18 protein-coding genes are annotated in these 19,355 nt (G+C 71.3%); 17 read left to right on the top strand and 1 reads right to left on the bottom strand.

Annotation, left to right across the window (positions count from 1 at the left end; all coding sequences use genetic code 11):
- The first annotated feature begins 42 nt into the window (after window positions 1-42).
- The 13 genes from ACGFIQ_RS04410 to ahcY all read left to right on the top strand — a co-directional run bounded on the left by ACGFIQ_RS04410 (window position 43) and on the right by ahcY (window position 14,663).
- Window positions 43-465 carry a YbaB/EbfC family nucleoid-associated protein gene (locus tag ACGFIQ_RS04410; protein ID WP_393239001.1) on the top strand — a complete coding sequence of 141 codons (423 nt, stop codon included), beginning with the start codon at window positions 43-45 and terminating at the stop codon, window positions 463-465.
- Entirely contained in the window at window positions 462-794 is a 333-nt protein-coding gene (locus ACGFIQ_RS04405) for a hypothetical protein (protein WP_393238998.1), read from the top strand. Before ACGFIQ_RS04410 ends, ACGFIQ_RS04405 begins: the two co-directional genes overlap by 4 nt.
- 15 nt (window positions 795-809) lie before the next feature.
- Window positions 810-4,784: a toxin glutamine deamidase domain-containing protein gene (locus ACGFIQ_RS04400; RefSeq protein WP_393238995.1), complete on the top strand. Its 3,975-nt coding sequence runs from the start codon at window positions 810-812 to the stop codon at window positions 4,782-4,784.
- Window positions 4,756-5,043 (top strand): hypothetical protein, encoded by a 288-nt coding sequence (locus ACGFIQ_RS04395; RefSeq protein ID WP_393238992.1) that lies wholly within the window; start codon window positions 4,756-4,758, stop codon window positions 5,041-5,043. The genes ACGFIQ_RS04400 and ACGFIQ_RS04395 overlap by 29 nt, the downstream gene beginning before the upstream one ends.
- A gap of 259 nt (window positions 5,044-5,302) precedes the next feature.
- On the top strand, window positions 5,303-5,551 hold the full coding sequence (locus ACGFIQ_RS04390; RefSeq protein WP_393238989.1) for a hypothetical protein: 249 nt from the start codon (window positions 5,303-5,305) through the stop codon (window positions 5,549-5,551).
- Between the two features lie 56 nt (window positions 5,552-5,607).
- Window positions 5,608-6,357, top strand: coding sequence for an endonuclease V (locus ACGFIQ_RS04385; RefSeq protein ID WP_393238986.1), 750 nt, complete (start codon window positions 5,608-5,610; stop codon window positions 6,355-6,357).
- 307 nt (window positions 6,358-6,664) lie between these two features.
- A complete protein-coding gene (locus ACGFIQ_RS04380; RefSeq protein WP_393238983.1) occupies window positions 6,665-7,720 on the top strand; it encodes a hypothetical protein in 1,056 nt (351 codons plus the stop codon).
- A 69-nt stretch (window positions 7,721-7,789) separates the two neighbouring features.
- A complete protein-coding gene (locus ACGFIQ_RS04375; RefSeq protein ID WP_393238980.1) occupies window positions 7,790-9,175 on the top strand; it encodes a phosphomannomutase/phosphoglucomutase in 1,386 nt (461 codons plus the stop codon).
- A gap of 94 nt (window positions 9,176-9,269) precedes the next feature.
- The gene (locus ACGFIQ_RS04370; protein ID WP_091394023.1) at window positions 9,270-9,455 is read left to right on the top strand and encodes a Trm112 family protein; all 186 of its coding nucleotides are present in this window, start codon (window positions 9,270-9,272) and stop codon (window positions 9,453-9,455) included.
- Window positions 9,452-10,648: an SIS domain-containing protein gene (locus ACGFIQ_RS04365; RefSeq protein WP_393238977.1), complete on the top strand. Its 1,197-nt coding sequence runs from the start codon at window positions 9,452-9,454 to the stop codon at window positions 10,646-10,648. The genes ACGFIQ_RS04370 and ACGFIQ_RS04365 overlap by 4 nt, the downstream gene beginning before the upstream one ends.
- Window positions 10,649-10,715: 67 nt before the next feature.
- Complete coding sequence (locus tag ACGFIQ_RS04360) at window positions 10,716-11,717, top strand: cation diffusion facilitator family transporter (RefSeq protein ID WP_393238974.1); 1,002 nt, start codon at window positions 10,716-10,718, stop codon at window positions 11,715-11,717.
- Window positions 11,718-11,720: 3 nt separating this feature from the next.
- Window positions 11,721-12,884, top strand: coding sequence for a mannose-6-phosphate isomerase, class I (gene manA, locus ACGFIQ_RS04355; RefSeq protein ID WP_393238971.1), 1,164 nt, complete (start codon window positions 11,721-11,723; stop codon window positions 12,882-12,884).
- Window positions 12,885-13,163: 279 nt separating this feature from the next.
- The gene (gene ahcY, locus ACGFIQ_RS04350; RefSeq protein ID WP_393238968.1) at window positions 13,164-14,663 is read left to right on the top strand and encodes an adenosylhomocysteinase; all 1,500 of its coding nucleotides are present in this window, start codon (window positions 13,164-13,166) and stop codon (window positions 14,661-14,663) included.
- A 94-nt stretch (window positions 14,664-14,757) separates the two neighbouring features.
- On the opposite strand, the gene ACGFIQ_RS04345 is transcribed toward ahcY, so the two are convergent.
- Complete coding sequence (locus ACGFIQ_RS04345; protein ID WP_393238965.1) at window positions 14,758-14,916, bottom strand: hypothetical protein; 159 nt, start codon at window positions 14,914-14,916, stop codon at window positions 14,758-14,760.
- A 172-nt stretch (window positions 14,917-15,088) separates the two neighbouring features.
- Here ACGFIQ_RS04345 and efeU point away from each other — a divergent pair, with 172 nt between their 5' ends.
- The 4 genes from efeU to mtrA all read left to right on the top strand — a co-directional run bounded on the left by efeU (window position 15,089) and on the right by mtrA (window position 19,351).
- Window positions 15,089-15,991 carry an iron uptake transporter permease EfeU gene (efeU, locus tag ACGFIQ_RS04340; protein WP_393238962.1) on the top strand — a complete coding sequence of 301 codons (903 nt, stop codon included), beginning with the start codon at window positions 15,089-15,091 and terminating at the stop codon, window positions 15,989-15,991.
- 24 nt (window positions 15,992-16,015) lie between these two features.
- Complete coding sequence (gene efeO / locus ACGFIQ_RS04335) at window positions 16,016-17,149, top strand: iron uptake system protein EfeO (RefSeq protein WP_393238959.1); 1,134 nt, start codon at window positions 16,016-16,018, stop codon at window positions 17,147-17,149.
- A gap of 25 nt (window positions 17,150-17,174) precedes the next feature.
- Complete coding sequence (efeB, locus tag ACGFIQ_RS04330; RefSeq protein WP_357071745.1) at window positions 17,175-18,452, top strand: iron uptake transporter deferrochelatase/peroxidase subunit; 1,278 nt, start codon at window positions 17,175-17,177, stop codon at window positions 18,450-18,452.
- Window positions 18,453-18,661: 209 nt separating this feature from the next.
- Window positions 18,662-19,351, top strand: coding sequence for an MtrAB system response regulator MtrA (mtrA, locus tag ACGFIQ_RS04325; RefSeq protein WP_110564421.1), 690 nt, complete (start codon window positions 18,662-18,664; stop codon window positions 19,349-19,351).
- Window positions 19,352-19,355: the final 4 nt, after the last annotated feature.

The raw sequence follows: 19,355 nt of genomic DNA, 5'->3' as shown, positions 1-19,355 counted from the left end.
CGGTATTGTTTCGCTCTACCGACGGTGACGGGAGGAGCAGCGGTGAGCGATCACGTGGACCGGGGCGCCAATCGCGAGCTACGGGCCCGATTCGACGACGTGTACGGGCAGTACCAGCAGCTCAGGTCCGGATTGGACAGCTTGCAGACGCGGCTCGCCGAGCTGCGGGTGACCCGACGCTCGGCCGACGGCCAGGTGACGGCCACCGTGGGCGCCCAGGGCCAGCTCATCGACGTCGAGTTGACGCCGGCCGTCTACCGCGAGCGGGACGCCGGGGCGCTCGGCCGAAAGATCACCGAAACGGTCCGCGCCGCCGCGACCGCCGCCGCCGACGCCACCCGCGACCTCGTCGCCGAAACCATGCCGGCCGGCTCCGGGTCGGCGGACTTCCTGCGCACCGGAGACTACGCCGCGCTGCTCGGCCGGGCCGATGCCGTGTTCGGCAGGGGCGCGGGGCAGTCATGACCGACGGGCAGCTCTGGCTCGATCCGTCCCGGGCCCGCCGCGGTGGTGCCGACCTGGCGCTCGCTGGTGAGGCGGTGACGGCCCGCCGGGCCACGGAAGGCGGTGCGATCGAGGCCGCCAGCGGTGCCCGGCCGTGGGGTCGCGACGACATCGGCGCCGCGTTCGAGCGCAACTACCGCGGGTTCGAGCAGACCGTGCTGCGGGCCTGGGCGGGTGTCGGGCACCGACTCACCGAGCTGGGCGGTGACGTGGTCCGCGCCGTCGACGCGAGCGTGCAGACCGACGGGGCGAGCGCGGCCCGGTTCGGTCGGGCCGCCGACAGGCGCTGACGGCCGTCGACTGCGATGAGCGTGCTGCCGAGCCCGATTCCGCATCCACTGGACCACGCACCCTGGGACGTGCCGGGCTGGATCTACGAGGCCCTCGACTGGGTGATCGGTGTGCAGTGGCCGGAGGGCAACGAGCGGGCCGTCTGGGACGTCGCTGACCAGTGGTACGCGGTTGCCGGCGCGCTGTCCGGCCCGTACACCGATGCCGCCGCGGCCGCCACCGAGGTGCACAGCGGGTACGGCGGTGTCGGCGCGGTCGACGAGGCATTCGAGGCGGCCTGGCGGGGCCTCGCCGAGGGTGTCGACGCCCCGCTGCCCGTGCTGCTCGCGGTCAGCGCCGACCTGGGCCGACTGGTCGAGGAGTGCGGCTGCGACATCGAGGGCGCCAAACTCGAAGTCTGGATCGAGCTGGGCATCCTGGTCGTCGAGCTGCTCTCGGTGGCGGTGGCGGCCGTGCTCACCGCCGGTGCGGCAACCCCGGCCGCCGGCGCGGCGATCACCGCGACCCGGCTGCTGGTCCAGCAGATCTTCAAACGGCTGATGGGCCAACTCGCCAGCAAGTCCCTCAAACACGGCCTCAAGGAGGCCGGCGAGCGGGCGGCCAAGGATGTCGCGCGCGGCGGCGTGCGCGGGTTCACCGAGCGGGCCGCCCGGGAAGGGCTGGAGGAGGCCGCCGAGGAGGCCGGGGTCACCCTGGCCACCCAGGCGTACCAAAACTCCACCGGGCGGGCACACGGCCTGGACCTGACCGATCTCGGCGCGTCGGCGGTCGGCGGCCTGGCCGGCGGGGCTGTGGCACCGCTGGCCGGCCTGGGCCGGCACGCGACCGGGCGGGTGGCGCGAGTCGGGGAGCACCTGGGACGGGAGATGGCCGGCGAGGTGCTCGCCGACAGCGCGGCCAGCCTGGCCACCGGTCAGGGCCTGACCTCGGTGGAGGATGTGGCACGCGCGGCCGCCTCCGGGGCCACCGGTTCGGCGACCGGCCAGACCGACCATGCGTTACGTGCCCGGCTCGACGCGCAGGCCAACGCCCTCGCCGGTTGTCTACCCCTGGCGGCCGGTCCGCTGCCTCCTCCGTCGGTCGCCGGCGATCCGTCGGCGGCGGGGGCATCCTCGTCGACCTCGGGGGTGTTGCCGTCCGCCTCGGGGGTGTCGCCGTCGTTCGAGGCTTCGGCGGGTACGGCCCATGCGGCAGGGGGTGTGGTTGGAGCAGGTTCGACAGTGCCGGCCGCGAGTGCGGCGGGTTCGAGTGGCGGGGGCCCGGCTGCGGGTGTTCCGGTGCAGGCGACACCTTTCGCCGCGACGTCGCCGCCGGACCACGTGGTGCCGCAACGTGCCGACCTGCCGGGCGTCTCCGCGGCTCAGGTGACGGCACTGCCGTCCTCCACCGCCTCCGACGGGCACGTGTCGCCACCACCGCCGATCGGGGCGGTGTCCAGCGTGGATGCCGAGCGTTCGTCGCAGCCGATACCGTCGGCGGACGGACCTCTCCTGAGGGAGGCCAGTGCCACACCCCTGGTCGCGGCCGATCCGACACTGCCACCAGCGGTCGCCGAACCGAGGCTTTCGTCCGTGGCCGCACCTGCGGCCGGGGCCTTCGGGCCGGCCACCGGTGTAGCGCCGGGTCACCCCGGCGACTCGCCGCACGTCGCCACCTCCGGTCCGGTCGCCTGGTCTCCGTCGACAGGCACGGCAACGGCGGCGACCAGCCCCGGCCCGTCAGCGCCGGTCACCTCCACCACCCCGGAGGTGGGGCGACCGTACGCCCCGATGCGGCAGGTGCGCCCACCCGACCATCCGGCCCGGGGCAGGGCGTCGATCCCCGTCGACGTCGTGGCGTTCGGCGATCCGGTGGCAACCACGACCGACACCATCGACTGGTATGCCGCCCAGTGGGCCGCCGAGGCCGAAGCCGCCGAGCGGCGGCGCTACCAGGGGCACTACGAATCGCAACGGACCGGGTTCGAGCGCAACCGCCGGCAGGCCGAGGCAACCCGACTACGCGCCAGGGCCGCCGAGCACGATCGGCGGGCCACCGAGTACGCCACCTACGCCCGACAACTGCACCAGGCCGGGCGCCGGCAGTGGGCCGACGGCTGGCAGCGGGCCGCGAACGACGAGACACGCGCGTACGCCCAGTGGCGTGACCTGGCCGACGCCGTGCTGGCCGGCACCACGGCGCCGGCGGTCGTGGACATCGGCGACACCACCTTCGAGTACGCCAACCGGGACGTCGGCGCGCTGGCGCTCGGCGCGGTGGAGACCTCCGGTCCGTCCCGGCTCACCGGCGACGACGTACCCCCACCGATCGACGACTCCCGGCCGTACGGGCGGCCAGGAGGACTGCGGCCACCGCTCGCCCTGCACCAGGTCGACGTCGAACGGCAGATGCCCCGCGAGCCGGACGGCGCCGTCACCCGCACCGCCGATCCCCGCCAGGGCGGCTGGTTCCGGCTGCTGAACGACGGAGGTCCAGCGGCCGACGCCACCCGAGGCATCAACTGCCTGGACTGCACGCTGTCGATGTTCGAAACCTGGGTGCACGGGCGGCCACGGGTGTCGGCGCCGCGTACCTTCGACGGCTACCTGGACGGGGACATCCGCCGCCCGATCCGGGGCGAGGCCGGTGGCCCGGGCCGGGTGGAGGACGTGACCGGAGGACGCTTCCAGCAGCTCCTCGCCCCGCCGTCCGGTCAACGCCCGTACGCCGAGCAGGCGCGGCAGGCCGCCGACCGGGGCTACCGCAACCTGCACGACCAACTACTGCTGGGCGGCCACGGCAGTTACGCGTTCCTCGTCACCGAGTGGCCACACGGCGGTTCGCACGCGTGGGTGGCGCTCAACCAGAACGGCACGGTGCTCTACGTGGACCCGCAGAACGGCGTGGTCCGGGACCGGCCGCTGTACCCCGACGTGGTCGGCATCGACGCGCTGGTGCTGAGCGGAGACGGCCGACCGATGCCGCTCGGCGGGCTGCCCCGCGGCCGGTTCAGCGAACGGCCCGACCTGCCGGACCACCCTTCGGCGGACGACGACGGCGGCCACGGTGACCCGTACATCAACCGGATGTACCTGCTGTTGGACGGCCCGGGCTCGGCGAGCGCGGGCGACAGCACGGCGAATTCTGGCAGTTCCAGTCAGCCAACTTCCAATCTCGCCCAGCTCACGACCTCGGAGTTGGCGGCGCTGACAGACCTTCGCGAACGCGCCCTGGGTTCCGCTGACCGGGTCGAGGATGCTTTGACTCGAATCGGGCAACGCGTGACCAACACGCTTGGCCTGAGTAATCCGATTCGATTGCGAGACCGCGATTTTCGGGTAAAGGGTCTCGAATCGTTGGCACGGAAGTACCTTGACGAGGGGCGCGTCGCCCAGATCGACGTAACTGAATTCGTACTGAGCGTCAATGACGTTTTGAGATTCTGCTTAGAGATCCCGTCCGCTGAGCACTACACCCAAGCCGTGGATCTGGTTCTGGCGGGCCTGGTTGGAGTGGGGTTCTCAGTGCCGACCTCAGCTTGCAAGAACTTTTGGCGGGAGGGCAATCGGTTCTACGGCTTGAACTGCACCCTTCGTTTGCCCGACGGGATGCTGGTCGAGCTGCAGCTGCACACCCCGGTATCGCGGGAGGCCTGGCTGGCTACTCACGAAGAGTATGAGGTCGTGCGGCGGCCGTCGAACCGCGCCGAACGACGATTCGAGGCGTTACTGCGGATGCTTGCCGCGAACCGCGAACGTGGCCTGCCGGATGCCCTGCCAGGCGGGCTGGATATTCGTTTCCCTGCCAAGGACGCCACCTTTGCCAAATGGATTAGTCAGAACATTGACGTTTGGCGCAAGTATCATGCGTGGTTGACTCAACGCGGGACGAGCCTCCCGCAGGTTGTGCATGACCTTGGGTTAGGGTCTCGGGACTTCCCAGTAGCGCCGGATGTTGCAGAAGAGTTGGAGCGGGAGATTGTTGAGTTACTACGTAATCTACCGGACTGATGAGGAGGAAAGGCCGGTTGGCATCTTCGTCATGGATGCGGGACCCGGTCACGCTGTTCTTTGGGATCATCGCGCTCGAGCCTGGGCCTATGACCCAGAACTCGTTGTGCGCTTTCTCGATGACTACCGTAATGCGGACCGCTACAAGAACGTCAGCCGCGCCGCGGTTGAGTTAGTGGCCGAGGCGGTCACCGGGGACGGGAAGTTGCCTGACGAGAGTTCATTTCGTGCGATGTTCAGGGATGGGCAGCAACAGTGATCGCTGATAACGGCTGCGCATCCAGAGGTCTGGCGGACACTGTCGCACGCCCCCGAGGCATCACGGGAGCAGTCACCTCGTGAAATTCGGCAGGTTGGGCCTGCCCTGACGGTGGTTCGCCGCCTGGCGGTGGGTCGCCGCCTGGCGGTGGGTCGCCGCCTGGCGGTGGGTCGCCGCCTGGCGGTGGGTTTCGGCCTGACGGTGGGTCGTCGCTGTGGCGCGAAGCTGGGGAGCCGGCCGGGCCGAATAGCATCGACGGATGGCGAGTTTCGACACGCGAAGCGGCAAGTTCAATGTCTGGGCATGGCTGGTTGGCATGCTGATTGGCCTGGCGATCGGCATCCCCTCGTTCGGCTCGACGGGCGGCGTCGCCTTCGGTGTGGCTCTCGGCATCGTCTCCGCGATCGTCTTCGGCGCGACCCGAGGGCGAACCGCCGACGACCCTGCCCAGGGTGCACCGGACGGCAGTGCCAGCGGGGACGGCGCTGATGGCCGCGGCCGAGGGTGATCGACTCGGGTTTGGTGAAGTCGGGGCATCCGGGGGCCGGGGATAGCCCGACTTTCATGAAACCGAGTGGATCATGGCGGGCGGCGGCCCCGGGGCCGGGCGAGGTGGCGGGGGCGGGTGGCGTGGCGGAGGTGGTCTCGGGGCCGGGCAGTGTGGCGGAGGCGGTGGCCGTACAGGAGGAGTTGCGGCCGTTGGTCGACCTGGTCGGGCCGGGGCCGAGCGCACCGGAGACGGTGGCCGGCCTGGACGTCGCGTACTCCCTGGGTGGTGACCTTCTGGCGGCGGCCGTGACGGTGTTGGATGCCCGGACGTTGGCCGTGGTGGACTCGGCGGTCAGTGTGGGGCGGCCGGCGTTCGGCTATGTGCCGGGGTTGTTCGCCTTCCGTGAGTTGCCCGCGCTGCTCGCCGCCCTGGACCGCCTGGCCACGGTCCCGGACCTGCTGGTGTGCGACGGGCACGGGCTGGCGCATCCGCGTCGGTTCGGGCTGGCCTGCCACCTCGGGGTGGTCACCGGGTTGCCCGCGATCGGGGTGGGGAAGACTGCGCTGGTCGGGACGTGGGATCCGCCGGCCACCGGGCGGGGTGCCTGGTCGCCGCTGCGCGACGGCGGTGATGTCGTCGGGCGGGTGCTACGGACCCAGGACGGGGTGAAGCCGGTCTTCGTCAGCGTGGGGCATCGGATGAGTCTGGAGAACGCGACCGCGCAGGTGCTTGCGTTGGCTCCGCGATTCCGGCTGCCGGAGAGCACCCGCACCGCCGACCGCCTCTGCCGCGATGCGCTCTCCCGCGCGGAGCACCCGGACTGACGGCCGGCGTCCGGCCGGAGTGGCGGCCGGCAGAGCGCCCGCGTGACACGCCATGATGATCGACTCGGGTTTGGTGAAGTCGGGGCATCCGGGGGCATGGGATAGCCCGACTTTCCTGAAACCGAGTGGATCGTGGTGGGCTACCCCGCGCCGCGCACTGATCGAGAACCGCGCCGTGAGCAGGTCGGCGGGTCGGGTCGCAAACCGTAACGCGGCACACATCCGGGCCGCTCTATGACCCGCGGGGTGGGTGGGCCGGTAGTAGCCTGACCCGCGGACCCCACCCGGGGAGAACGGCGAGGTGATCATGACGGTGCGTCGACGCGCGGCACGGCTCGCGGCGGTCTGCGGTCTGGTGGGCGGCCTGGTGATGCTCGGCGCGTCGCCGGCGCTGGCCGACGAGGACTCGGTCCGGGTGGGTGCGGCCAGCAGCTTCGCCGCTGGCGGTTCCGGGCAGGCGGTGAACGTGGCGGTGCGCAAGCGCACCGACGGCTGCGTCCTGCTGCGTACCGTGCTGTTTCTCAACCTCGAGGAGCTCCAGCCGCACCAGTTGAAGGTCGAGGTCAACGCGGGCGGGCGGTGGACCCCGGTGGCCGTCACCGGCGGCGGCGGTGCCGTGGGCACCGCGCAGACGTCGCCGTCGAAGCCGACCCTGTGCAAGGGCAAGGGCATCACGGTGCGGTACCGGGTGACGTTCGGTGCCGGTGCCCCTGGCGGCCAGCTCGCCGTGACCGGCGTGGGTGTCAACGCGGCCGGTCAGGAGATCGGCCGGGGCAGCGACGCGGCGCGGGTGACCGGCGCGCGGGTCACCCCGTCGCCGACGCCGTCGAAGAAGGCGACGCCCACCCCGAGCCCGACCGACGTCGCGACCGTCGACGACGCGGCGACCCCGGCGGCGCTGGGAGGCGCGTCCACTGCGCCGGACACCTCGGCGGCCGCTGCGGCCTCGTCCGGCATGTCGCCGGTGATGATCTTCGGCATCGTCATGGTGGCGATCGGGTTGCTGCTCATCGTGCTGCTGTTCCGTCGCTCGCGCCAGGACCGCAAACCGTCCGACGAGGCGCCCGGCACGCTGCCGGGCAACCCCGGCGGCACCACCTACCGGGCCGCCGGTGGGCCGCCGGCCGCGCCCGGTCGCCCCGGCCAGGTGTACGGCCAGCAGCCGCCCGCCACCGGTTGGGGTGCCGTGCCGTCTCCGCGCCCCGCCGCGGGCGGGGTCTACGGGGCCCGGCCAGGGGCTGCCGGCGCGCCCCCGGAGGCGACGCAGCCGATGCCGGGAGCACCCGAAACCCGGCCGTTGCCCGGGAATCCGCCTCCCGACGACGGCGGTCACACCGTGATCATGCCCCGGCTCCCCGGCTGAGCGGGGCTCGACCCGGACCCTCCGTTACGCTCAGGCTCGGTGTCTACCTGCGGCCAAGGAGTGGAACACGTGTCTGATCTGTCCCAGATTGTGAAGGCGTACGACGTCCGAGGGACGGTGCCGGACCAGTGGGACGAACGGGTCGCCGAGGCGCTGGGCGCCGCGTTCACCCAACTCCTCAACTCCACCGAGGAGCCGGGTGACGCGGTCGTCGTCGGGTACGACATGCGAGCCACCTCGCCGGGACTGGCCGCCGCGTTCGCCGCCGGCGTGCGGGCCGAGGGTCGCTCGGTGATCGAGATCGGGCTCGCCTCCACCGACCTGCTCTACTTCGCCTCCGGCTCGCTCGACCTGCCCGGGGCGATGTTCACCGCCAGTCACAACCCCGCTCAATACAACGGCATCAAGATGTGCCGCTCCGGTGCCCGGCCGATCGGCCAGGAGAGCGGTCTGGCGGAGATCCGGGAGCGGGCCCAGGCTCTGCTGGACTCGGGCGACGCCCGCCCGGCCGGTGCGCCGGCCCGGCCGGCCGAGCGGCGTGACCTGCTCCCCGACTACGCCGGCTACCTGCGCAAGCTCGTCGACCTCTCGGGTATCCGGCCGTTGAAGGTCGTCGTCGACGCCGGCAACGGGATGGGCGGCTTCACCGTGCCCACCGTGCTGGGCGACGCCGCCCTGTCGCCGCTGCCGTTGGAGATCGTGCCGCTCTACTTCGAGTTGGACGGCACCTTCCCCAATCACGAGGCCAACCCACTGGACCCGGCGAACCTGGTCGACCTGCAGCGGGCGGTGGTGGAGCACGGAGCCGACATCGGGTTGGCCTTCGACGGCGATGCCGACCGGTGCTTCGTGGTGGACGAGCGTGGCGAGCCGGTCTCGCCGTCGGCGATCACCGCCCTCGTCGCCGCACGGGAGTTGGCCAAGCACCCCGGTTCCACGGTGATCCACGGCCTGATCACCTCCAGCGCGGTCGCGGAGATCATCCGTGAGCACGGTGGGAAGCCGGTCGTCGCCCGGGTCGGGCACTCCTTCATCAAGGCGGAGATGGCCCGGACCAATGCCGTCTTCGGCGGCGAGCACTCCGCGCACTACTACTTCCGGGACTTCTGGTTCGCCGACACCGGGATGCTCGCGGCGATGCACACCCTGGCCGCGCTGGGCGAGCAGTCGCTGCCGCTGTCCGTGCTGGCCGGCGAGTACGAGCGCTACATCGCCTCCGGCGAGATCAACTCGACGGTGGCCGACCAGGCGGCGGCGGTGGCCGAGGTGCGGGCCGCGTACCCCGACGCGGTGGCCGACGAGATGGACGGGCTCACCCTGCGATTCCCCGACGGCGCCTGGTTCAACCTGCGCGCCTCCAACACGGAGCCGCTGCTGCGGCTCAACGTCGAAGCGCCTACCCAGGATCGGATGGTCTCGCTCCGGGACGACGTGCTCGGCCGCGTTCGCCGATAAGATCGCCTGCGCCGGTCGGTACCGCCGCCGGTCAAGCCGCACACCCGGTCGGCACCGCCGCCGGTCAAGCCGCACACGTGGAAGGAGCCGTGCCATGGCCCTGGATCCGCAGTTGCTCGAGATTCTCGCCTGTCCGGACACGCACCACGCCCCGCTCACCTACGACGCCGAGGCGCAGACGCTTACCTGCACGGAGTGTGGCCGGATCTTCGAGGTCCGCGACGACGTGCCGGTGCTGCTGCTCGACGAGGCGCGCGGCGGCCCGGGGCAGTCGTCATGATCGACGGTACGGCCGGGGTCAGCGGTCGTCGCGACGCCGACGAGGCCCTGCTCGACAACCCGGAGGCGCTGGCCGAGCGCGACCCGGGCGGCATGCTCCGGCACACGGCGTCGGCCGGTGCGCAGGTTCGCGAGAGCGCGGCTCTGGCTGCCGAGGCGAACCTGGCGGTGCTCGCCGACGACGGGCGGCCCCGAGCCGTCGTGATCGCCGGCATCGGCACCGCGGGGCGTACCGGGGATGTGCTGGCCACGGTCGCCGGGCCGCGCTGCCCGGTCCCGATCATCGGGCACCGCAGCGCCGGGGTGCCCGGTTGGGTGGGCGCGGCGGACGTGGTGATCGCGGTGAGCGCGTCCGGTCGTAGCCCGGAGGCGCTGGGTGCCGCCGAGGCGGCGCACCGGCGCGGTGCCCGGCTGGTCGCCGTGGGTGCCCCCGACTCGCAGTTGCAGTCGATCGCCGAGCAGGCCCGGGCACCGTTCATCCCGGTGCCCCGCCGTGCCCCGGCCCGTGCCAGCCTCTGGGCGCTCACCGTGCCGGTCCTGCTCGCGGCCCGTTCCCTCGGGCTCGTGAAGGTCAACGAGGCGGACCTGGCGGAGACCGCGGCCCGGCTCGACGCGGACGCGGACCGCTGCCGTTCCGCCGCGGAGTCGTTCGTCAACCCGGCGAAGTCACTGGCCCTGGGCCTGGCCGGCTCGATCCCGATCGTCTGGGGCTCGTCCCCACTGGCCACCGTGGCCGCCCGCCGGTTCGGTGACACCCTGTCGGCCAACGCCCGCTACCCGGTGGTCACCGGAGCGCTCGGTGAGGCCGGTCGGGGCCGGGTCGGGCTGCTCGACGGCGTCTTCGGCGGTCTGGCCGAGGGCGAGCGGGACATCTTCGCCGATCCGGCGGAGGACGATGGCGAGGGCACCCGGTTGCGGCTGGTGCTGCTGCGCGACGGCGGGCTGAACGCCGAGGACGACACCGACGAGCCGCTCGCCGTCGAGGAGCGCCGCGCGGACGCGGTGCAGACCCTCGCCGAGCGTCGTGGTGTGCGGTGCGACGTGGTGACCGCCGAGGGTGGCTCCGCGTTGGAGCGGTTGGCCTCGCTGATCGCGGTCCCGGATTTCGCCTCGATCTACCTTGCTCTGGCACACGGACTGGACCCGATGGCCGTACCGGCCATCACCGAGATGAAGGAGCTGTCGAACCAGTGAACGAACGTAGGGGGCGGCGCGTCATGCGCGGACCGGTTGGCTTCGTGCCGCGAAGCGGAGCGGTGGCATGAGCGCGAACGGTGGGACGAAGGCGATTGTCGCCGCCCTGCTGGCCAACATCGGCATCGCCGTCACCAAGTTCGCAGCGTTCCTGCTGACCGGCTCGTCGTCGATGCTGGCCGAGTCGGTCCACTCCGTCGCCGACTCCGGCAACCAGGGCCTGCTGCTGCTCGGCGGCAAGCGGGCGAAGCGGGCGGCCACCCCGGAGCACCCGTTCGGGTACGGCCGGGAGCGCTACATCTACGCGTTCATCGTGTCCATCGTGCTGTTCAGCATCGGTGGCCTGTTCGCGCTCTACGAGGCGTACCACAAGTGGGCGCACCCACACGGCATCACCAAGTGGCACGCGGTGCCGGTGATCGTGCTGGTAGCGGCGATCATCATGGAGTCGTTCTCCTTCCGGACCGCCATCAAGGAGTCCAACCACGTCCGGGGCAACCAGTCCTGGGTGCACTTCATCCGCCGGGCCAAGGCACCGGAGCTGCCGGTGGTGCTGCTGGAGGACCTCGGCGCGCTCGTCGGTCTGGTGTTCGCGCTGTTCGGCGTCACCATGACGCTGATCACCGGCAACGGCCGGTGGGACGCCGCCGGAACGGCGATGATCGGCGTGCTGCTCGTGGTCATCGCCGTCGTGCTGGCCATCGAGACGAAGAGCCTGCTGCTCGGTGAGGGCGCCGAGGCGTCCGACCTGGCCACCATCGAGCGGGCCGTCACCGACGGCCCCGAGGTGGAGCGGATCATCCACATGAAGACGCTCTACCTGGGCCCGGAAGAGCTGATGGTGGCCGCCAAGATCGCCGTTCCGGAGTGGGAGAGTGCCCACGACCTGGCACGGGGCATCAACGCCGTGGAGGCGCGGATCCGCGCCGCGGTGCCGATCGCCCGGGTGATCTACCTGGAGCCGGACATCTACAGCGCTGCCGCGGCCGAGGCCGGCACCGGTGCGGCCGCCGACACCGCCGTGCCGCAGGACGCGTCGGGCGAGGCGGCCGGGCGGCCCGGGGGCTGACGGGTGGAGCCACTGTACGGACCGATCCGCGACTACGCCTGGGGCTCCCGCTCGGCCATCGCCCTCCTGCAGGGCCGGGTGGTGCCCAGCGCGGGCCCGGAGGCGGAGCTGTGGTTGGGTGCCCACCCGGGTGCCCCGGCCAGTGTGGACCGCGCCGGACTGCGGGTGAGCCTCTGCGACCTGGTGCGGGACGAGCCGGGGCAGTGGCTCGGCCAGCGGGTGTCCGAGCGGTTCGGCAGCAGGCTGCCGTTCCTGCTCAAGGTGCTCGCGGCCGACGCCCCGTTGAGCCTGCAGGCACATCCGGACGCCGAGCAGGCGCGGGCCGGCTATGCGGCGGAGGCGGGGCTTCCCGAGGGGCGGCGCAACTACTCCGACCCGCACCACAAGCCGGAGTTGCTTGTCGCGCTGACCCCGTTCGAGGCGCTGTGCGGTTTTCGGGAGCCGGCGGAGTCGGCCGAGGCGCTCGCCGCGTTCGGCGTACCGGAGTTGGCCCCGGTGGTCGCCGCGTTGCGGGACGGGCCGGCGGGGTTGCGCACGGCGGTGCGGACGCTGCTCGACTGGCCGGTCTCCGAGCGCGACGGGTTGCTGGGTTCGGTGGTGGCCGCGTCCGCCGACGGTCCGGACGCGGAGTTGGCCCGCCGGCTGACCAAGGCGTATCCGGCGGACCCGGGCGTGCTCGTGGCGTTGCTGTTGCACCATGTGCGGCTGGTGCCGGGGGAGGCGATCTGGATGCCCGCCGGCAACCTGCACGCCTACCTGAGCGGCTGTGGTGTGGAGATCATGGCGGCCAGCGACAACGTGCTGCGTGGTGGGCTGACCCCGAAACGGGTGGACGTCGACGAGCTGATGCGGGTGCTGCGCTTCGAGGTGCTGCACGATCCGGTGCGGGCCGCGCGGCCGGTCGGCCCGGGTGTGGACTGGTGGCCCGTGCCGGTGGACGATTTCGCGCTGCACCGGGTACGGGTCGGCGCGGCGGTGCCCTCGGCCACGCTGCCGTTGCCCGGTCCCCGGGTGGTGCTCTGTGCCGGTGGGTCGATCACCGTGGACGACGGTGCCGGCGCGTTGACGTTGGCGTCCGGTGAGGCGGCGATCGGCACGGCGGCCGGCGAGCCGCTGCGGGTCAGCGGCGACGGCGAGGCGTACGTGGCGACCTCCGGATTGCGCTGACCCGTCCGCGTCAGCGACGACACAAGTCCGACTTTTCCGGAATAGCTTGACGGCGAGTTGCCTGAGTGTGACTCTATGGGTACGCAGCGTTATCGCGACGACGGTCCGAGAACGTGCGGGGAACCAAACCGGGGGGATGCACGGGGCGGGCGGGACGTGGGCGGGAAAGTCCGCTCATCACCGACCGCCCCGTGCGCTGTCCGTGGACCGTGCCGGACAGGTGGCGGCGGCGCGCGTAAGGTGGAGGGTCGGCGCAGACATCGTTCGACAGGAGCTTTCATGACCAGCACCCTCCCGGCGTCCCCCAGCGGTACGCCGTCCGAGGCCCGGCCAAGCACCCTCGCCGAAGGCGACTTCAAGGTGGCGGATCTGTCGCTCGCCGAGTTCGGGCGTAAGGAGATCCAGCTCGCCGAGCACGAGATGCCCGGCCTGATGGCGATTCGACGGGAGTTCGCCGAGGCGCAGCCGCTGGCCGGCGCGCGGATCACCGGCTCGCTGCACATGACCATCCAGACCGCCGTCCTGATCGAGACGCTGGTCGCCCTCGGCGCGCAGGTGCGCTGGGCGTCCTGCAACATCTTCTCCACCCAGGACCACGCCGCCGCGGCGATCGTCGTCGGCCCGAACGGCACCCCCGAGGCCCCGGCCGGCGTCCCGGTGTACGCGTGGAAGGGCGAGACCCTCCCGGAATACTGGTGGTGCACCGAGCAGGTGCTCGCCTGGCCGGACGGGCAGGGCCCCAACATGATCCTCGACGACGGTGGCGACGCCACCCTGCTCGTGCACAGGGGCGCCGAGTTCGAGAAGGCCGGCGCGGTCCCGCCGGTCGAGTCCGCCGACTCCGAGGAGTACGCGGTCATCCTGGAGGTGCTGCACCGCTCGCTCGGCGAGGACAGCCAGCGCTGGACCCGGATCGCCGCCGGCATCAAGGGCGTGACCGAGGAGACCACCACCGGCGTGCACCGCCTCTACGAGATGCACCGGGCGGGCACCCTGCTCTTCCCTGCCATCAACGTCAACGACTCGGTGACCAAGAGCAAGTTCGACAACAAGTACGGCTGCCGGCACTCGCTGATCGACGGCATCAACCGGGCCACCGACGTGCTGATCGGCGGCAAGATGGCCGTCGTGATGGGCTACGGCGACGTGGGCAAGGGCTGCGCCGAGTCGCTGCGCGGCCAGGGTGCCCGGGTCGTGGTGACCGAGGTGGACCCGATCTGCGCGTTGCAGGCCGCGATGGACGGCTACCAGGTCGCCACCCTGGACGACGTGGTCGAGCAGGCGGACATCTTCATCACCGCCACCGGCTGCTTCGACGTCATCACGAACGAGCACATGGCCCGGATGAAGCACCAGGCCATCGTCGGCAACATCGGTCACTTCGACAACGAGATCGACATGGCCGGTCTGGCCAAGCGTTCCGACGTCGAGCGGGTCAACATCAAGCCGCAGGTCGACCTGTGGCGCTTCGCCGACGGGCACGCCATCATCGTGCTGTCCGAGGGCCGCCTGCTCAACCTGGGCAACGCGACCGGGCACCCGAGCTTCGTGATGTCGAACTCGTTCGCCAACCAGACGATCGCCCAGATCGAGCTGTTCACCAAGACCGAGGAATACCCGATCGGCGTCTACGTGCTGCCCAAGCACCTGGACGAGAAGGTGGCGCGGCTGCACCTGGGCGCGCTCGGCGCCAAGCTGAGCACGCTGACCAAGGAGCAGGCGGCGTACCTGGGTGTCTCCACCGAGGGCCCGTTCAAGCCGGACCACTACCGCTACTGATCGACGCTCTGCACCGGACCGGGTCGGCTGTTCGCAGCCGGCCCGGTTCGTCGTTTCCGCCTTGGCTGGGCGACTCCGCCCGGGCTCGGCGGGCTCAGCCCGACCGTGGGTCGCGGCGGGTGGGGCGGAACCACGTCCAGACGCACCAGGCCAGCCAGCCGAGCGACACGATGGTGGCCAGCGCCCGCATTCGCAGCGCGCTGAGCAGCAGAACCACGGCCAGCACCGCCAGCCACGGCAGGAATCCCCTCACGGCGGGGATCCTTCCACATCCGAGGGGTGGCGTCGGTGTCGCCGGCCGGCCGGGCCTGCGGCGCCGGGGTCGAGTGAGCTTGTCGCGTACGACTTGACGGGCCTCCTGACCAGGGAGCAAGGTATGCCTGCCCTAAGTTGGTTGAGGCGTACCTGATGAACTCGGAGCCCGGATGTTCGCCACCTATCTGATCGGCCTGCGGGAGGGCCTGGAAGCCACCCTGGTGGTCAGCATCCTGGTCGCCTTCCTGGTGAAGTCGCAGCGCCGGGACCGGCTGCCCCAGGTCTGGGCGGGCGTCGGTCTGGCCGTGGCGCTCTCGGTGCTCTTCGGCTGGCTGATCGAGTACACGTCGACCTCGCTGCTGTCCCGCTCCGAGGACCGGGAGTTGTTCGAGGCGATCACCTCCGTCGCCGCCGTGGTCTTCGTCACCTGGATGATCTTCTGGATGCGCCGGGCGGCCCGGACCATCGCCGGTGAGCTGCGCGGCAGGCTGACCGAGGCGCTGGCCGTCGGCTCGTTCGCGGTCGCCGGGATGGCCTTCCTCGCGGTCGTCCGGGAGGGCCTGGAAACCGCGCTGATCTTCTACTCGGCCGCCCAGGGCGCGGCCGGTGACAGCGGTCCGCTGCTCGCGTTGGTCGGCGGCATCGTCACCGCCGTGGTGCTCGGCGTGCTGCTCTACGCCAGCGCCCTGCGGATCAACCTCGGCAAGTTCTTCACCTGGACCGGCGCGCTGCTGATCCTGGTCGCCGCCGGCATCCTCAAGTACGGCGTCCACGACTTCCAGGAGGCCGGTGTCCTGCCCGGTCTGAACGACCTGGCCTACGACATCACCGGCGCGCTCGACCCGAGCACCTGGTACGCGGCCCTGCTCGCCGGCATGTTCAACGTGACGCCCGCACCCACCGTGCTGGAGACGATCGCCTGGATCGGGTATGCCGTGCCGGTCCTCCTGCTCTTCCTGCGGCCGGCCCGGCGCAAGCCGGCACCTGCCCCGACCACCACCGTCACCGAGCGCGGGGCCGACACCGGCACCGAGGCCAAGGCCGAGGCGGCAACCACGCCGCAGCGTGCCTGACCCCCACGAGGAGAGACAGCTCAGATGCGTACCACCCGATTTTTCGCGCTGGCCGCCGTCGGCGTGCTGGCGACGGCCGGTGTGACCGCCTGCTCCGGCGGCGACAAGGACGACCCGGCCGTGGCCGGCGGCCCGATCGCGGTCAAGGCGACGGACACCGCCTGTGAGGTCGGCACCACCGAACTGGGCGCCGGCACGGCCACCTTCAAGATCACCAACTCCGGTGCGAAGGTGACCGAGTTCTACGTCTACGCCGACGGCGACCGGGTGCTGGGCGAGGTGGAGAACATCGCCCCGGGCCTCAGCCGTGAGCTGCACGTGGAGTTGCCGGCCGGCACGTACCAGACGGCCTGCAAGCCCGGGATGAGCGGCAAGGGCATCCGGGGTGCGCTCAAGGTCAGCGGGTCGGCGCAGCCGCTCACCGCCGACGCCGCGTTGGCCGGCGCGGCCGAGAACTACCAGCGCTACGTCAAGAGTCAGACCGAGGCGCTGCTGGACAAGACCGAGGAGTTCGTGACCGCGGTCAAGGCCGGCGACGTGGCGAAGTCCAAGACGCTCTACCCGGTCGCCCGCACCTACTGGGAGCGGATCGAGCCGGTGGCCGAGATCTTCGGCGACCTCGACCCCAAGATCGATGGCCGCGAGGAGGTCATCGAGGAGGGGATGGAGTTCACCGGCTTCCACCGGATCGAGAAGGACCTCTGGCAGTCCGGCGACATCAGCAAGGACGGCCCCATCGCCGACCGCCTGCTCGTCGACGTCAAGGAGATCGTGACCAAGGCCAACGCCGAGAAGCTCTCCCCACTCCAACTCGCCAACGGTGCCAAGGAGCTGCTCGACGAGGTGGCCAGCGGCAAGATCACTGGCGAGGAGGACCGCTACTCGCACACCGACCTGTGGGACTTCGCCGCCAACCTCGAAGGTTCCAAGGCCGCCGTGTCCGCCCTGCGCCCGGCCCTCGAGCAGCGCAACCCGGAGCTGGTCAAGCAGTTGGACACCGAGTTCGCCAACGTCGAGACGCTGCTCGGCAAGCACCGCGACGGCGACGGGTGGAAGCTGCACACCGCGCTGAGCAAGGACGAGCTCAAGGAGCTTTCCGACGGGATCAACGCGCTCGCCGAGCCGATCAGCAAGGTCGCCGCGGCCGTCGCCAAGTGACCAGATAGCAGAAAGAGTTGGTGGGATGAGCGGGAGCAGGTTGACCCGGCGGCGGGCGATCACGCTCGCCGGCGCCGGCGTGGCCGGGATCGCCGGGGTGTCGGCAGGTGCGACGGCGTTGGTCAACGGCTCCCGCGGCCCGGCCGGGGCGAGCGACCACCCGGCCGGGGCGGTGCCGTTCCACGGCGAGCACCAGGCCGGCATCGTCACCCCGGCGCAGGACCGGCTGCACTTCGTCGCCTTCGACGTGATCACCAAGGACCGGGCCCGGCTCGTCGAGCTGCTCGAGGAGTGGACCGCCGCCGCCGCCCGGATGACCGCCGGGCGGGATGCCGGAGTGCTCGGCGCGGTGGGCGGGATGCCGGAGGCCCCACCGGACGACACCGGCGAGGCGCTCGGCCTGCCCCCGTCGCAGCTCACCCTGACGATCGGCTTCGGGCCGACGCTGTTCCGCGACGCCGACGGCCGGGATCGCTTCGGCATCGCCGACCGGCGGCCCGCCGCCCTCGCCGAGCTGCCGAAGTTTCCCGGCGACGCCCTCCAGCCGCAGCTGTCCGGCGGTGACCTCTGCGTGCAGGCGTGCGCCAACGATCCGCAGGTCGCGGTGCACGCGATCCGCAACCTGGCCCGGCTCGGCATGGGCGTGGTGAGCGTCCGCTGGTCGCAGCTCGGCTTCGGGCGTACCTCGTCGACCTCCCGTGACCAGGCCACCGCGCGCAACCTGTTCGGGTTCAAGGACGGCACGGCCAACCTCAAGGCCGAGGACACCGAGCTGCTGCGCGACCAGCTGTGGGTGCAGCCGGGCGACGGGCCGGACTGGATGACGGGAGGCTCGTACCTGGTCACCCGCAAGATCCGGATGCTGGTGGAGACCTGGGACCGGACCTCCCTGGCCGAGCAGGAGGAGATCGTCGGCCGGACGAAGGGCAGCGGTGCACCCCTCGGCCGGACCGACGAGTTCGACGAACCGGACTTCGCCGCGCGCGGCGCGGACGGCAAGCCGGTGATCGCCGAGCACGCGCACGTGACGCTGGCCCACCCGAGCCGGAACAGCGGCGCCCAGTTGCTGCGCCGGGGCTACAACTTCGTCGACGGCTCGGACGGCCTCGGCCGGCTCGACGCGGGCCTCTTCTTCATCGCCTACCAGCGTGACCCGCGTCGCCAGTTCGTCCCGATCCAGACCCAGTTGGCGCGACACGACGTGATGAACGAGTACCTGCGGCATGTCTCCAGCGGGGTGTTCGCCTGCCCACCCGGGGTACGCGACGGCGGGGACCACTGGGGGCGCGCCCTCTTCGGCTGACCTGGACCTGGTTCCCAGGCTGCGGTGGCGCTGGCTGGCGTCGAAGGGGGATCATGGTGGCAGCCTGGCCCGGGACGTCATCCGGGCACCAGGCACCGCAGCACGTGGCGCCGCCGCCGCGGGTCGCGGTGACAGGTTCGTCGGCGGTGACACGCGTTACCGGCGGACGCCGGTCCCACCGAACTGACTGAGGATGCAATATTAATCCCATGAGAGCCCGCGTACTGGTGGTCGACGACGACCCCGCGCTCGCCGAGATGCTCGGCATCGTCCTGCGCAGCGAAGGTTTCCAGCCCTCGTTCGTGGCGGACGGCGAGCGAGCGTTGGCCGCCTTTCGTGACAGCCGTCCCGACATCGTGCTGCTCGACCTGATGCTGCCTGGTATGAGCGGTATCGACGTCGCGCGGTCGATTCGGGCGGAGTCCGGCGTGCCGATCGTCATGCTGACCGCCAAGAGCGACACCGTGGACGTCGTGCTCGGCCTGGAGTCCGGTGCCGACGACTACGTGGTCAAGCCGTTCAAGCCCAAGGAGCTGGTCGCCCGGATGCGGGCCCGCCTGCGCCGAGGCGAGGACGTCGCTCCCGAGATGCTGACCATCGGGCCACCGGACAACCAGATCACCATCGACGTGCCGGCGCACACCGTGAGCCGTAACGACGAGGAGGTGAAGCTGACTCCGCTGGAGTTCGACCTGCTGGTCGCGCTCGCCCGCAAGCCCCGTCAGGTCTTCACCCGCGAGGTGCTGCTGGAGCAGGTCTGGGGCTACCGGCACGCGGCCGACACCCGCCTGGTCAACGTGCACGTCCAGCGGTTGCGCGCCAAGATCGAGCCAGACCCGGAGCGACCGGAAATCATCCTCACCGTGCGGGGCGTGGGATACAAGGCGGGGACCGGATAGCCTG

The sequence above is a fragment of the Micromonospora sp. NPDC048898 genome (assembly GCF_043198035.1).
In the GTDB taxonomy this organism is placed as follows: Bacteria; Actinomycetota; Actinomycetes; order Mycobacteriales; family Micromonosporaceae; genus Micromonospora.
This window is presented reverse-complemented; position numbering and strand designations above follow the sequence as displayed.